The sequence below is a fragment of the Trichocoleus sp. FACHB-591 genome (assembly GCF_014695845.1).
Taxonomy (GTDB): Bacteria; Cyanobacteriota; Cyanobacteriia; order FACHB-46; family FACHB-46; genus Trichocoleus.
Map to the genome: position 1 here is coordinate 66718 of NZ_JACJPA010000114.1, position 14388 is coordinate 81105.

Sequence of the window (14388 nt, forward strand, 5' to 3'; positions counted from 1 at the left end):
TTATAGAGCTAAACTGATTTGTGTTCTTGTGCTTCTTAAAAAAATTAGAGATCAAGAAGCTTTAATTGCTCTTGGTCAGGGATCACAATAACTTTTTCAGACTTTTGAGAGTTTACGCGAGATTTTTTTTGTTTTGCACTCTTCTGTTTGTATTGGTTATCCAGAAGAAAAGTCTGCTTAAATCTAGCTCGCTTGATAATATCCTTGTTTTCAATTCTTCTGCTATCCGTGTGTTTTCCTTCTCTAAAGGCTATAAGATCGCCTTCATCCTGCAAAAGATTTATTGCTTGAAAGTACAGCTGCTTAGTTGCAGGATTTTCTTGTATTGTCGAGCAATACAACTTGTTAAAAGCAGTATCACCCTCCTCAGTGATAAACTCCATTAATTGATTAGCAAGCCTATCAACACAAAGCCTAACGTTTTGTTCTTCAATATTATAAATTGTTAGGTTATTAGCAATGTCATCTAGAGTTCTGTACCCAAGTCCATAAACTCCATAATGAAATTGATATTCTAAGTTATTTTGCAGCCAGGTCGTGTTCCTCATAACACTCAAGGCAGTTGGATTTCCAGAAAGATGAATAAGATAATAAAGGACACTCTTAGGATTAGACATTAGAGCAAATGTATGAGCAAACTTAGCTTCTCCCTCAGTTCTAAAAATGTTCAGTGCTTCATTTCTAAGATAAGCTTGCTTTAACCTAAAATCGTCCTGATCAGCAATATCTCGGTAGTATTCATCCGCTTCAAAATCTTCAAAAAAGTTTTTATACCGATCTTCTCTTCTCTTGAGAATTCGAACCAAGCCAGAAAGCATGTGATTAAAAAGCACTTCTGAGCGTCCCAGGCGAAGAATTTCTCTAACAATTGATGGAGAAATATCTAAGCCAAAAGGATCTAAGAAAAAGAATGAGTATCCTCCCCTCTCCTTTACTCGATTTAAGCAATATTCCAAATGCTTTTCAAATCTTCCAGTTAATATTTTGCATTTGCCATTAACTAAAAGATGCTCAAATCCAGCATCTTTTAGTTGCAGTTCTAAACACTTAGTATGAGCTTTTTTATTATCAATAAATATAAATTCAGCATCTAGTTCATGCCATGGCTTACGAAGCCTTACATTATCTAAGCCCTCTTGAACTTTTTGAAGCATGCGTATTGACGAACCTTCCCAAAGGCCGTCTGCATCTTTGTACATCCCTCCGCCACAAAAACCATCAATTAGAGTCACAGTTTTAGCGCCGTGTGCTCCATGGCCAGTTAGAGTTTCTATCCAGTTCTGAACATAGTTCTCTAGTACTCTGTGCTTAACCTTGGTATGTGCATGCACATTAGGTAAGTGGCTACCATCAGCACTCCAATAACAGTTGTTCTCCTTACTCATTCAACCTTTCCGTAAGTAGTCTATATGTAGAGCCGATGTGTCAACTAATATTTACTTAATTCCAAGAAGAATAAGATTCTAATAAAAGTCTAGTTTTAAGTAAGATTTAGTACTCAAACTGAAATAACACTTCAGTTGTATACGATTCTAATCGCAAATAATAGAATTAGAGAACAGTTCTGTTAAGTATAGATGCAGTTTTGATACTTATTTTTAGACTTTCCGTAAAGTTCATCTCTTAGATTGAATTCTACAGATCTTAAACCTGGTATTCTTTAAAGGTTTAAACTAAGATTAACCCATGGTATCAATGTACTACTTATGCCTATTATAAGAGGCACTGAAAAGGTTGTTAATCCACTCCAAGAAAGCGCCCTTAGTAAGAAAGGTCTGTGTGACTATGTCATTAACGTAGCGTCAGGTTGTCTACACGGATGTACATTTTGTTACGTACCCTCGACTCCAGTTATTAGAGCAAGACAGTCTCATCTTAAGGAAAGTGGAATAGATAACCCCCAGATGGATTGGGGTAAGTACCTTCTAATCCGTGAGGGAGTACCTGAAAAGCTAGAAGAAAAGTTAAGTCGAAAGAGAACTTGGTATGAAACACCTGCTGGTCGGGGAGTAGTCTTACTCTGCTCAGGAACCGATCCTTACCAAAATAAGGAAGTAGGAGCTATTACCCGCAGAACTATAGAGATTCTACTCAAATACGGAAAACGGGTAAGGCTTCTGACTCGTAGTCCTCTCTGGCTAAATGATCTAGATGTTTTAGCCAACCCTAACGTCACTATAGGTATGAGCCTTCCCTACATAGAGGATGAGCTAAGCCGCCAGATTGAGCCTAATTCTCCTCCACCAACAGCACGTTACAAGGCACTTCTAGAGGGAGCTAAGCATGGTTGCCGACTATATGTCGCTGTTGCCCCTACACCACCAGAAATGACCCTCCAAAATTTTGTCCAGCATCTTGACAAAGTTATGGCGATCAATCCCGAAGTTATTTTCTGGGAACCTATTAATGCCCGTGGGACAAATGGAAAAAGAATGCTAGCAGCTGGTTTGGAATTTGCTCAGTCTGTGATGGGTAGAGGGCCTTGGGTAGAGTACTTTATTAGGCAATGGGGCGATATTGAAGAGGCAGCAGAAAGAGTTGGTTGCATAGATCGCCTTCACATATGGCCAGACCGAGATTTAACCGGAGCTGTTAATGAATCACTCTTAAACTACTGGTGGCATAGACCAACTGTAGAAACTTGGGACAGTGAAGAGTATCTTCCAGACGGTAACAGACCCTTCCTAAAAAACCATGTACAGTTATCCCTTTTTGCTAAATCAGAAATCGAATAGGTTTAGTTTGACCTAAATTTCAGCTTCCAAATGAGATGCAGATACAAGAAGTTGCTTCCTCATCTGAACAAACGCAGTAAATCTCGCTGACAAAGTAAATTTAGTATATTCAATGTACTTTGAGGGGCAATTACCTTTCAAAAGAAATGCTAAGTTGAACAACTTAGGCTGAGTGTATATATAATCGCTTTGCCAAACCTACAAGCATTTCTCGTGCCTCTAGAACAAGCTTTTCAGGAAAGTTCTCAGTCGAGATAAAAACTGTCCCGTCATCATCAACTACAAATTCAAACTCTTCAACAGCAACCTGAAAGGGGAACCACTCCCCTTCTACCTCATAAGATCGCCTCACTTCTTCCAGATTCAACTCGTACACTTTGCCCACTGGAGCAGCGATCAGAGCCTCTATTGAATTTTGCAGCCCGACCTCTGTGATCTCAAACGGAGTCTGAGCTGCCTCAGCAATCCTATTGCGCTTTCCAATTCTGTTCGTTCTTCTAGACTGGGCCAGCCTGTCTTGGAGGTAAGTGATTTCTTTACCTGGATACTTCAGGGCAGTTTCTATTCCCCCAAGATGGGGTTTGAGGTCAAAGCGAATGTGGCGCTCAGCTAAACGCCCCTCTACTTTTTGGCGAACATCTAGGATTGCCAACTCTAAGGCATCGCCCCAGCGCTGGGTGTTGTTTTCTTGCGCGATCCGACGCATCTGCTCTTTGACTAGCTCAGTTAAGCCAAACTCAACTGCACTACTGCACGTTTGCGATTCTCGTACCACTGAGCTTTGAATCAGGTCTACGACGTTCTGTAGGATGAACTCTTCTTGAGACAGCAGTTTGAATCTCATAAAGCCACCTCAGTAATGTAGCAGCGGTAGTCTGTCTCACTCATCAAAGCGGTGCCGACTAAAATCCCCACCACAGGCCGAGTGTCTAGTTCAGCGCAAGCAGAAATGTAACCTGCCATCCGAACCAGCTCGTCCTCTAGCACCTGTTTGATTCCTAGAGTTGAGTCAGTGGTTGCCTTCGCCTCAATCAGGTAAGTATTTCCATTCCCCTGCATGACAATATCTGGGTAGTCATGGTTAGGGCGGGCCAACTTGCGACATTGGTAGTACCGTTGAGCTAGGAATCCGGCGATCCCCTCACCAATCCCTGCCACGGCGCTCTTATTAGCCGTCATGCGCCGCTGTTCAGTCCTGCTGTAGAACAAGGGTGGATACCCAGGCTCTAAGAAGGCACCACTGGAGTAGGTAAACCAGTACTGCATTTCTTCGAGGGGTCGGTACACCAATTGCTCTGAGTACTTGCTCACCATCCGCCTCAGAGTGTCTCTGCGAAGCTGGAAAGAACCGACTGGGGTGTAGGCAAACCGCCGATTAGCTAAGAGCGCCTTAAATCGCAGCCGCGATGCGTGCCGAGTCGCCGCAATCTTAGCGATAGACTGTTCTTCCTGAGATAACTGGAGCAGGCGATGCTCCAAGGTGATTTGAATAGTCATTGGTACTGGAGAACTAGAAATCCATAGACTGTTCTCACAGTAAATGCTGTAGCTAGCCCAGACAAACCTTTGCTATCACGGTGATGGTTCTTGTCCATTGTCGGAGGTTGGGGGGCAGAGCACTTGTCTCAATGCTGGAGGAATTTGCTCATATGACTCCCATAGCAAATCCATTTCTGCCAGTCGCCTCAGGTAGAGTGCTTCGGGTGGACGGTAATTCTTAGCTCTGGCAAACCAGCGATCAACGGTAGGTTCAGAGCAACCGCAGATTTGGGCCATCTGAGCATGGGTCACGCTCCACTTGGCGTAGAACTCTTGCGGTGACATTCCCAACTGGCAGCGAGTGTAGAGCTTCAGCAAAGCGATCTCTCGTTGTCCCAAGTCTCGTAGGCTCACTCCTGCCCCACCTCAATCGTGGTGTTGCGCTGAGCGGTAGCCAGTAGTTCTAAGTCTGCTTCCCAAGCGGTATCTGTACAAGTCCAAGCGAAGGAAGGTGATTGAGGGTCAAGCCAAATTAAGTAACGCCAAGCCCAGGACTTTAAGTGTTCTGCTGGGGCATATTGCAGCCCTGTCACAGTACCAAAGTCCTGGCTTGGCAAGGGTCGCCAGCTAACACGATCCCCGATCCTCAGCTTTGGCTGGGGTATCTGATGAGGAAAACCCTCTGGCAGTAGTCGTGCCGAATAGGATCGCGCCGCAGTCATTTCTCAGTTGCAAGAGAATATGTCAATTGTAGACTGAATCAGACAAAAGTTGGTCGCCTGACTGTGGAAAACTAGAGCAACGTCTAGCAGCATTATGCGGTGACGCAAAATGATCAAGAAATCCGGCAACGTTTTGGTAAAGCCATCCGGCGACGGCGGCGAGAATTAGATATTACTCAAGAGAAGCTAGCAGAGCTAGCTGAACTCCACCGCACTTACATTTCTAATCTTGAAAGGGGCGACGCAAACCCTACTCTAGACATGATAAATAGGCTAGCAAAAGCACTAGATATATCAATTGCTCAGCTCTTTACTGACTAGAGTATCGGCTAGGGTCTAAGTCCATGTATTAGCGTCTTGATACAAATGAGTGAACAATGACCCTCCTCACCGACTAAGGGGTGTAGAGGGCCATTGTCGCCTATGAAAAGGCAAACGTGAGATTAGCTTGGCCTCACCGTTTAGCTCAGAGGTTTCGGATTGGAATTCAAAATCGCCCGAATGTCTGCGGACTTTAAAGTACGCTTACTTCGTAGAGCGCTCTCAAGGCTCTCAAAGCGATTTTCTAGCTCCTTGAGCTTCTTTGCCATCTCAGCCATAACCTCAAATATTTCTTGGTTGTCTTGCTGTAGTTGAGACAGAGTATCTTCAGGGGTTTGGATCGAAGAAGGTTCGGATGATTGGACTGTCATAGTACGGCTTAAAGGCTGATCGCATGTATCGACGTTAGAAGAAGGCGTAGCTTGGTGAAGGTCTGTCTGTTCCTGGGGGAGCTGCTCAACTATTGTTTTGAGAGTTGAAGTAGCAATATAGGCATAGCGATTCCTGAAACCAGGAAGGGTTTTGCGACTCGCTAGCTCACGCTCCATCAAGAACTTCAATCGTTCATAAAGCCTTTTTGTCTTTTGTCCAGTACTACTTTCAAGTTCATTGACAGTACTCCCCTTATCTCCAGCTTTTGCAATCGCTATAGCTAACTCTTGTGTAGGAGGGAGCATGTTTGCGAACGATGAAGCAGGATCGCTGGAGTCATAGATTACTTTTTTGCCTGGACGGGTACGTGGCTTTAAGGGCTGAGAATTTCCAGCATCCATGTCTAAATTGGATTCCACGGCTCCTGCACCCAGAACAACATCTACTAGTTCGGCTGAAATATCTTCTGCTAGGAAGAAATAAAGCGTTGCTTTCGCCCCAGACTTAGGTTTATTGCCTTCTTCCGATTGAAGGACATTTTTATCGGGGTTGGCCAAACTCTTTAGATGCGCAAGGGCAGCATACCTTGATATACCTAAGATGCCGCCAAGCGTCTTAGCGTCGATCCCTGGGAATTTACGAACAATTTTGACGACACGCTGCCGAGTCTCGCTAAGGCTTGAAAGTCTCTGTTTGGGTTCTAGCGTTGCGATAATTGATTCTTCCTCGTCAAGCTCGCTGGAAGTATCCAAAGTACGCAGAAATGGTACCCCTTGACGCTCAAAAGCCGCACCATTTATGCTGGCAAGCGTGGGGCTAGGCATAATCATGCTAGTCCGCCTCCTAATTATTTGGAGTAGATGTAACCCAGGTAGCTCGTATTCGAGCGCGGAACCGCCAAGAACCTGCTCTATAGAGCTACCGGGATACTGAGCTATGCAAGGCGACCAACCTTACAGGGGGTCGCTTTTGCACTTAAAGGGCATCTTACCCCAAAATTCTTTTCAAGGGTATTACCACCGGATCACTTAATCCGGTTACTCAAAAGGGTATATCCGAAATTTCCGCCGCTCCTACTTGTTTATCTTGTTTAGATGCCTTGAGCGCTTTGGAGAATTGCTGGGCATCACGCTCTCTCTGCTCAGCAGTGGCAATAGTCAACTGATTCATCAAAAAAGCATTCTTCTGCTTTAGTCCATCATTTTCAGCCTCTAGCGACTCCTGTCCCAGCAGGCGATCCTGTAATTTTCTCTTCTCAGCCTGCCATTTTCTTTTTTCACTTTTCAGCTGCTTATTCTCAGCAATCAGCTTTTGAGTTGCTTCGTCTGAAGTAGCGATTTGAGACTCGTCAAACTCCTCATTCATCTCGGCCTCTTCTTTTAAGAGCTGGCTGAGTAGCTCGTCATTATTTTGATTCCAGCATTCCTGCTGCTGAGCGAAGGCATTCTCGACCACAATGAGGCGTGCTACTAACTGCTCTTTAGTGAGTTTTAAGTAGCGTTGCCGTGCTCGGTTTTCATCCCGATTAGGCTTAATCCGGAGCGAGTCTGTTTCAATGGATTCTTTTGCAGGAACTACACGCCTTCCTTGAGGCTCCTTGTAACTCCGGTGTTTCTCGTAATAAGCAAAGGCATCCGCATTACGTTTAATGGCGCTAGCACATACACCTTGCCCTTCCGGGTCAAGCTCTTTTGACTTTGCCACGACAGTAGCCTTAGAAACCGTTTGTTTCGCTTGAACTAGCGCGTCCACACTGGCTTTAACCAACCGGACAGTACGCTCCATCTTGGGGCTGTAGACCTTTTCCTGTAACCACTGGGGAGCTTCCGATTCTTCACTACTCGATGCAGATGGTAGCATCACGGTTTTCGTCCTCCTGGTAGTGCTCAATTTGATCCATCTCTAGAAGTTCAACTTCACACCTACGAATAAGCTCTTTCAGTTGCTCAGCTTCAGGACGTAGATTTTCCTTGTTACAAAATTCCAATTCTTCTCGTGCCCAGCTGAGTTTTTTCTCCACTTGATAGCGTTTAGAGGGATCTGGTACTTTGTGAACGCAACCGTTGCAAGTTAACCCGTGGATGCAAGGGGAATGAAACGTGCAGTCTCCACCGTTTACTGGGTTTAGCGTTCCAATCCGCTTAAGGGCGTCTTCCCGCTGCTGCCGCAACTCTTCCGGAGAGCGGGTAATAAATTCTCCTAAGTTGAAATAGCTAGATAGCCGTGCCAAGAACAGGTCAGAAGCTTCTGAAATTTGGGTTTCGGTTGCCTGTGCGTAGTACCAAGTGATGTCTGGATTTTTCTGATGCAGCCAGTTTCCTACAATGTCGATGGCCACCTTCTCAACCTGAACGGCATGGTTGGCAAAGCCGTGTCGCAGTAAGTGTGCCTTCAAGACAACTAGTTTGCCCTCCCTAGTTTTGAATACCATTCCATGTAGCAGAAATCGAATACAGGCGGTAATGTCGCGATCACTGAAATGGGTGTAGTTGTATTGAAATAGGTAGGGTGCGTCCCTGAATCGGTGAGATCTGCTATGACTAGGATTAAACGGCACAGCAGGTAAACTTTCACCGTTGTCCAGGTTGATCGCATAGTATTCCTGCAACATTTTGGCAACTTTCACCAGCAAGCGCGTTGTCTCTTGAGCAATGAAGTAGTCGTGTGGCTTGTCTGTACGTTCACCCTTGGGAATTAAGTGAAAGACATGGCGAAAAGAAGGGGGTTGTCCCGCCGCAGTCGGTGGAATCTCGACACGGGTAAACGCATCTTTGCTGAGACGAACTTGTAGAAGCTCATTGATACGCATTCCGGTTGTCGTGAATAACTCCACTGCTAGAAGCCCAAACACAGCAGCTACATAAAAGGCTTCTACAGGAATGAAAACCCCTTTCGCTTTTATTTGTGCCTGAGCAATGAATACAGCATCCTTGTGGCTCCAACTCAGAACTTCAGAAACCGATACTCTAAACGGGGCGGACATTTTATCCGAACCTTCCTCCCCGTAACCCCAATTTCTCAGCCAAGACTGCCGTTTCTCTGCAAGTTCTTGATCTTCAATCCGTTGTCCAGCCTGCCCAACAACCCCAACACGGAGCATGTCCTCGAACCACAATCCTTCTGGTGAAGCTTCATCACTCAAACGCTCTGCCTTGATAAATTCTAAGAACGGTCTATTCCGTTCATCCGCAAACGCTGCCACTCCTTCAGCAGCCTTCCAAACGCTTCTTGAATGGTAATCAGAGGCATGGGCCATTACAAAACTGCGGCGATCCCATACCTTAAAATGCAATCGCTCTTGTCCCTCTTCGTAGGAAAAGGCGAAGGGGAATGGCAAATTCTGTTCAGCGATAGTCTGAAGGGCTTGAAACCAGCAGGAGCGAAGACGACACATCTTGTTGTAGCGAAGATGTGCCTGAGCACGAATTCGTAAGAAATGAGGCATTAGGGCATCGGTTTCTGACTTGCGCTTCTGCCGTTGACGTTCTTGAATTTCTTTATCCCTGGTGAGACCTTCAACCTCTCTAGAGTCTATATAGGGCAGGATAAAGGGACGATAATTCTCTTGAACAGCCTCAGGGAGAGACTTTAACCAGCGATGGGTATGGTTAACTGCCGTTCTGTAATTTCTCCAGAATCCTACACGGGTGACTGGGCTATCTTCAGGTAGAACTTCTACCTCTAAATACATCCGCATGTGCTTCTTGCCCTCCCAATCCGCTAGGGTTTGCAACCCTAGAGCTGGAAAGAGGTTGTCCCAACGACTATTCAGGGATCTCAATGCACCCAGAATGGTATTGACCTGTAGATGATGAGCCATCATGACAGCAGTTATCAGTGCCAGGTGATCGGCCCAAGGTTTGCCCAGAGCATTGCGCTCTAGATAGCACACCAGTTTGTCATGCACCTTAGTCCACTTATCTAGTGGGTCTCCCCCCGTTTTGGGTGCTTGTAGAATAAGCGGGGAGATTTTACCCGCTAAGCGTTGCCAAGCATCCGTTTGATCGTCGAGCTTTGAATCAACCATTCTGGCCTAGCCTCCTATCCTGCGAAGATAATCGAAGTCTTCATCTTGCGGTGGATTCGATGAAACGGGTACGGAAACCTGTGTATGGACTTCAAAGGATTGAGGCGGTTCAGTTTTTGCGGAATCTAAGTGCTGGTTAAGATCCCAATCCATTTGCTGATGAACCGCGTCTTGAATCTTTGCGTGGGCAAGGCTGTCAAAGAAGTGGTCGTAAGCTTTAATGGTGTCGTCACTTCTCCAGGCCATGTATTGTTGGAGTGTTCGTTTCAGACGTTCCACTTCCCCGTGGTTAGCACCAGCAATCGCATAAATTTGTCGGATGGCACTCGTGACGTACCAATGACGGGCTTGATGTAAATCAGCTTCAATGCCAGCAATAGCGCAAGCGGGCTTCCAGTAGTTGTCGCGGTAGTTTTGAGGGCTGAATGGTGTACGCTGCATGGTTAGAAAAAGCGGAACTTCGCTTAAATCCGCCTGTTTCAGCCTTGCCTGCTCTTGATAGTCGGAAAGTGTATACCGATCCGGACTAAACTTAATCCGCTCTGTATTAAAGTAGCGCCGCAACCGTTTAGCAGTGTCGTTTGAGATCTTTAAAACTTTAACCCGCCTGCCTCTGCTACGTTTACTAAAAGTGCTAATTTCTTGTTTTAACCCCAGCTTCATCCAATCTTCTAGGGTTACTCCTACGACTTCTGAAATCCGCCCGCCGGATTCAAAAAGTATGCGGGTAACGCACTCCTCCCTTAAACCCCAATTGGGCAATTGTTGTCCTGCCTCTAGAATCAGTTTGTGAAAGTTAGGGTTATCAATTACCTGGGGCACCCACTCATCGCTTTCCAGCTTGAAATAGCTATCGGTTAAGCGTTTTCTAGTTGAAGGCTTTTCAACCCCGCTAATGTCCGGCATTCGGGGCGTCTGGGTAGCATCCTCTCTTTCGGCCTCCAGAGCCGCGAAAATCTTGGCTGAGGAGTCAATCAAGGGATTGGGATGGGAATAGTACCCGTTCAGCTTCATGAGCTTATAGAAGCACTTGAGGGCGGTTAAAAAGGTGCGGACTTCAGCGGGGGTCTTTCCTGTCCGGTAAACCATTTGAAAGCCAAGAGGGTGTTCCCCAATCTGGCACCGCATATGCTGGGTTAAATAGTCGTCCACGGCAAAGCGCACTTGCTCTGGAGGCTCTTGCCAGTGTCGCTGAGCCTGAACCTGTCTGGAATCTGTGTCGAGCCAGGTAAAGTAAGGTAGAAGTGCGTACAGATAGCCCCGGACTGTGGCGAATGTACGAGACTTAATGGCGAACTTGCTAAATCGAGTCAGATGATAGTGAAGCTGCTGCTGGCAGTTGTAAACCATAAACGGATGCCCATGATCCACTTCCGCAGGTCTAGCTACCAATCGATATGCCCTTGCCATGAGCTACACCATCGAGACTAAACCCGATCTTAAGCTATTAGCTTATAGAAAAAGCCTTTGCTTACAAGCGATTAAGGATTTTAATGTAATTTTGCATTTCTAACAACAATGAGCCTCATCGAGTACCAAACTATTGATTTTCAAGTTTGGTTGGCATATTCTCTCCCAGACAGCGGGACTCAGCAAAGTTTCTGGCGAGAGGTACAGCAACCGCAGCTTTTGTTGTTCTAGTGCCCACAGCGTTTGTTTGCGCTGTCGAATCGGCAGTTCGCTGTGGAGCAGGGCCGCAGGCAGGCGGCGTTGTTGCAGTTCTTGTACTTGGTTCTCCATCAGCGCTACTAAGGGAGAAACCACTAACGTCAACCCAGGTTGCAGCAAGGCTGGCAATTGAAAGCAAATTGACTTGCCACCCCCGGTCGGCATGATGCTCAGGGAATCTCGTTGTGCCAACAAGCTCTGCACAACTTCAGCTTGTGGCGGTCGAAACGCAGAGTACCCCCAAACCTCTTCTAAAGTTTGCTGAGCTTGGTTCCAAAGACTGGGTTGGACTAAATTCATGACTCCGCTCGCGATCGAATACCTGTACCTGTACAGGAACGCACTCTGGCTTAGCATGCCCAGAACTAGAGCTGCGGCTGCGAGCTAGCAGAGAACCTAAGGATTGATCGCTGTAGCTTCTAGGTTCGGACGATGTTGTTCCAAAATGCGGTAGCACTCGGCCACATTCAATTTTTGTTTTAACGCTTCTACCAAAGCTGTATAAGCTTCTTGATGCTGTTGCAATAAATTTCGAGCTTTTAGAACAGCCCATCGTTCTTTTTCTTGCCCTTCTCGCTGTGGACGGCGCAGTTGGACCCAAATAGTACGGAACTTTCGCAGGTCATCTGCGCCTCCCTCGGCATCGCCATAGACCAGTGTTTCTGCCACACCTCCCGCCATCCAAACCGTACAGTAGCGCTCTAGGAGTTGGGCGGAAAGGGTGCCTTGTTGTAACTCTGCATCTAGTTCTTGACAGTCAAAGGTGACTCCGCCTTGACCTGCTTGGCCTTGCTTAAAAGCATCCCAAGCACTTAAGGCATACCCTGTGATTGGAATATTGAGCAAATAAGCGACTAGAAAATGTCCTGCTTCGTGATGAATCACGCGATCGCGATGGGCCGGGGACCGCCTGGCAAACCAATCTACTACCAAGGTGCCACCTGTCCCTTGCCAAGCAAAGCGATCCACCGTGACCAAGCTCATCAGCGCCACTACCGCGATCGCAGGCACCAGGGGCGAGAGATGGACGAGCGGCCCTAAGAGGCTGGTCATCGTCACGGTAAACACAGAAATAGCAACCAAGTTAAGCGTGATTTGATTCATGCGGCTGACAGAACCATGAAGTTAAGGACTACTCAAGACTACTCAAGACTACTGGGGGCTACTGGTGCTACTAGGAGCAGGTGCTAGATTTTTCGCCTTATAAAAAGTTTCTAAGCTGGCGCGATCGCCTACAAAGCGCCAATGCCAAGGCTCGTAACTCACATTCTGAGGATTATTTTTGGTAAAAGAAATCTCAAAGTTATAGCGAACAGCATTGTTTTTGAGCCACTGAAAAGCTGTAGTCTCTTCAAAGCTCGTACTCAAGTTAGTCTCTGGAGCATTAGCATCACCAACATCAATGGCATAGCCTGTATGGTGCTCGCTGTAGCCCGGTGGGGCACTTACCTCGGCTCGCTTGGTCGCATCCTGCCCGCGTTCTGCCTTGATATCAAAAAAGACATGCTGTTGGTCTGCTAGGGAGCGAAACCCCGAAATCGGTACGAGTGCTACACCGTCTGCTTGAGCTGCTGCTACCATCGACTCAAAGGCTGCTGCCGCTGCTTTCCTTAGCTTGATATTGCCATCCATTGTCAGAGGTTCTAGCTCTGCGGCAGGTGCTTCTGGATAAGGCAAATGCCCCAACAAAGTCTCTCCATTCGGACCGACAGTTGGCTCTGTTTGGGGTGAGGGGGCTGTAGCATTAGCACCTGGACTAGAAGGGGCTGGCTTTTGAGATTGAGAGACGAGCCAAACACTACTTAAGAGCGCGATCGCGCCTAACCCACCTGCCGCTCCCATGAGCCATTGTCGAGGCAGCTTAGGCTGGGGTTGAATCTCTGGGGTTTCCCGCACTGCTTCCGGGATGTCGCCCAATGATGCAGGAACTTGCGGTGGTTTTCCAGGCAGATCGGGGTTATTCAAATTTCAACTCCTGCCTTGAGGTCGCAGCATAACAACTAAACCGATTGCAATATTAAAAATTGTAGACCGGAGCCGATCAATCGACAGTCCAGTCTTTTTGCTTTGATCCCGCTATGCCTAGCCTCGGAATCAGCCTGCTAAAACTTTATTTACCCCTGATCGGATGGGTATTTTTGGGGCTAGCTCTAGGTCAGCGGCTACCTCCAGCGACTATGGGCATTCTAGGAAAGTTTCTCTTCTGGATCGGGGTGCCAATTAGCATTGTGGCGTTTTTGCGGCGCGCTAGTTTGAGTGGACCGATTTGGATTGCCCCTGTGACTGCCTGGGCCGCAATTTTTTTGGGTGCAGGTCTGGCTTGGCTTTGGTTGCAACACCAACCACAATCCCAGGCTCTAGCCCTGAGCAAACCTGATCTAAACGAGCCTAATCCGAGTAAGCCCACCCGAGGCAGCTTCATACTCGCTGCTATGGTCGGGAATACAGGTTATTTAGGCTATCCTGTCACCCTAACTTTGGTCGGGTCCAAATACTTTGCTTGGGCATTGTTCTACGATCTCTTAGGAACCACGATAGGAGCTTACGGACTAGGAGTCGTCATGGCGGCTCGTTACGGAATGGGGGTGCAGCCTTATGGGTGGCTAGCGCAAGCTCTCGGCAAAAATCCCGCCCTTTGGAGTTTGGGGTTGGGGTTAACGTTTCGGGCAGTGCCCTTACCTCCGCTTTTAGAGCAAAGTTTACAGATAGCAGCTTGGAGCAATGTAGCTCTGTCCTTGATTTTGATTGGGATGCGACTCAGCCAATTGTCTTCTTGGCGCAGTCTACGTCTTGCCTCTATTAGCCTTGGCATCAAAATGTTAGTAGTGCCATTCCTCCTGGGATTAGGGCTATGGCTGGTTGGGGTTCAGGGTCCTGCTCAGTTAGTTATTGTGTTGCAAATGGCCATGCCGCCTGCTTTCGCCACCCTTGTGATTGCTGAAGCCTATGATTTGGATCGTGACTTAGCTGTCACGGCTCTAGCAGTGGGTTCTACGGGCCTCTTGTTTACTTTGCCCATTTGGTTATGGCTCTTTCAGTAGCCTTGGCTAGCTAAGCAGGATGG

The 14388-nt window shown here is 46.9% G+C and carries 15 protein-coding genes; 3 read left to right on the forward strand and 12 right to left on the reverse strand.

Annotation, left to right across the window (positions count from 1 at the left end):
* Positions 1–44: 44 nt before the first annotated feature.
* Positions 45–1385: a three-Cys-motif partner protein TcmP gene (gene tcmP / locus H6F90_RS25715; protein WP_190554901.1), complete on the reverse strand. Its 1341-nt coding sequence runs from the start codon at positions 1383–1385 to the stop codon at positions 45–47.
* Between the two features lie 321 nt (positions 1386–1706).
* On the opposite strand from tcmP, the gene H6F90_RS25720 reads away from it, so the two are divergent.
* Positions 1707–2735: a radical SAM protein gene (locus tag H6F90_RS25720; protein ID WP_199296178.1), complete on the forward strand. Its 1029-nt coding sequence runs from the start codon at positions 1707–1709 to the stop codon at positions 2733–2735.
* A 163-nt stretch (positions 2736–2898) separates the two neighbouring features.
* On the opposite strand, the gene H6F90_RS25725 is transcribed toward H6F90_RS25720, so the two are convergent.
* The 4 genes from H6F90_RS25725 to H6F90_RS25740 all read right to left on the reverse strand — a co-directional run bounded on the left by H6F90_RS25725 (position 2899) and on the right by H6F90_RS25740 (position 4831).
* Entirely contained in the window at positions 2899–3579 is a 681-nt protein-coding gene (locus H6F90_RS25725; RefSeq protein WP_190554902.1) for a hypothetical protein, read from the reverse strand.
* The gene (locus H6F90_RS25730) at positions 3576–4232 is read right to left on the reverse strand and encodes a hypothetical protein (protein ID WP_190554903.1); all 657 of its coding nucleotides are present in this window, start codon (positions 4230–4232) and stop codon (positions 3576–3578) included. Before H6F90_RS25730 ends, H6F90_RS25725 begins: the two co-directional genes overlap by 4 nt.
* 75 nt (positions 4233–4307) lie before the next feature.
* Complete coding sequence (locus tag H6F90_RS25735) at positions 4308–4628, reverse strand: helix-turn-helix domain-containing protein (RefSeq protein WP_190554904.1); 321 nt, start codon at positions 4626–4628, stop codon at positions 4308–4310.
* On the reverse strand, positions 4625–4831 hold the full coding sequence (locus H6F90_RS25740; RefSeq protein WP_242024632.1) for a hypothetical protein: 207 nt from the start codon (positions 4829–4831) through the stop codon (positions 4625–4627). Before H6F90_RS25740 ends, H6F90_RS25735 begins: the two co-directional genes overlap by 4 nt.
* A gap of 204 nt (positions 4832–5035) precedes the next feature.
* Here H6F90_RS25740 and H6F90_RS30895 point away from each other — a divergent pair, with 204 nt between their 5' ends.
* Complete coding sequence (locus H6F90_RS30895; RefSeq protein ID WP_190554905.1) at positions 5036–5257, forward strand: helix-turn-helix transcriptional regulator; 222 nt, start codon at positions 5036–5038, stop codon at positions 5255–5257.
* A 140-nt stretch (positions 5258–5397) separates the two neighbouring features.
* Here H6F90_RS30895 and H6F90_RS25750 read toward each other — a convergent pair whose 3' ends face one another.
* The 7 genes from H6F90_RS25750 to H6F90_RS25780 form a co-directional block, all read right to left on the reverse strand.
* Positions 5398–6453 (reverse strand): hypothetical protein, encoded by a 1056-nt coding sequence (locus tag H6F90_RS25750; RefSeq protein WP_190554906.1) that lies wholly within the window; start codon positions 6451–6453, stop codon positions 5398–5400.
* A gap of 217 nt (positions 6454–6670) precedes the next feature.
* Positions 6671–7492: a hypothetical protein gene (locus H6F90_RS25755; RefSeq protein WP_190554907.1), complete on the reverse strand. Its 822-nt coding sequence runs from the start codon at positions 7490–7492 to the stop codon at positions 6671–6673.
* Positions 7467–9656: a site-specific integrase gene (locus H6F90_RS25760; RefSeq protein ID WP_190554908.1), complete on the reverse strand. Its 2190-nt coding sequence runs from the start codon at positions 9654–9656 to the stop codon at positions 7467–7469. The genes H6F90_RS25755 and H6F90_RS25760 overlap by 26 nt, the downstream gene beginning before the upstream one ends.
* A gap of 6 nt (positions 9657–9662) precedes the next feature.
* Positions 9663–11066 (reverse strand): site-specific integrase, encoded by a 1404-nt coding sequence (locus tag H6F90_RS25765; RefSeq protein WP_190554909.1) that lies wholly within the window; start codon positions 11064–11066, stop codon positions 9663–9665.
* Positions 11067–11165: 99 nt separating this feature from the next.
* Positions 11166–11624: a DEAD/DEAH box helicase gene (locus tag H6F90_RS25770; protein ID WP_190554910.1), complete on the reverse strand. Its 459-nt coding sequence runs from the start codon at positions 11622–11624 to the stop codon at positions 11166–11168.
* A gap of 96 nt (positions 11625–11720) precedes the next feature.
* A complete protein-coding gene (locus H6F90_RS25775; protein ID WP_190554911.1) occupies positions 11721–12428 on the reverse strand; it encodes an ATP-dependent Zn protease in 708 nt (235 codons plus the stop codon).
* A 48-nt stretch (positions 12429–12476) separates the two neighbouring features.
* Positions 12477–13289: a D-alanyl-D-alanine carboxypeptidase family protein gene (locus H6F90_RS25780; RefSeq protein WP_242024633.1), complete on the reverse strand. Its 813-nt coding sequence runs from the start codon at positions 13287–13289 to the stop codon at positions 12477–12479.
* A gap of 113 nt (positions 13290–13402) precedes the next feature.
* On the opposite strand from H6F90_RS25780, the gene H6F90_RS25785 reads away from it, so the two are divergent.
* A complete protein-coding gene (locus H6F90_RS25785) occupies positions 13403–14365 on the forward strand; it encodes an AEC family transporter (RefSeq protein ID WP_190554912.1) in 963 nt (320 codons plus the stop codon).
* Positions 14366–14388 lie beyond the last annotated feature (23 nt).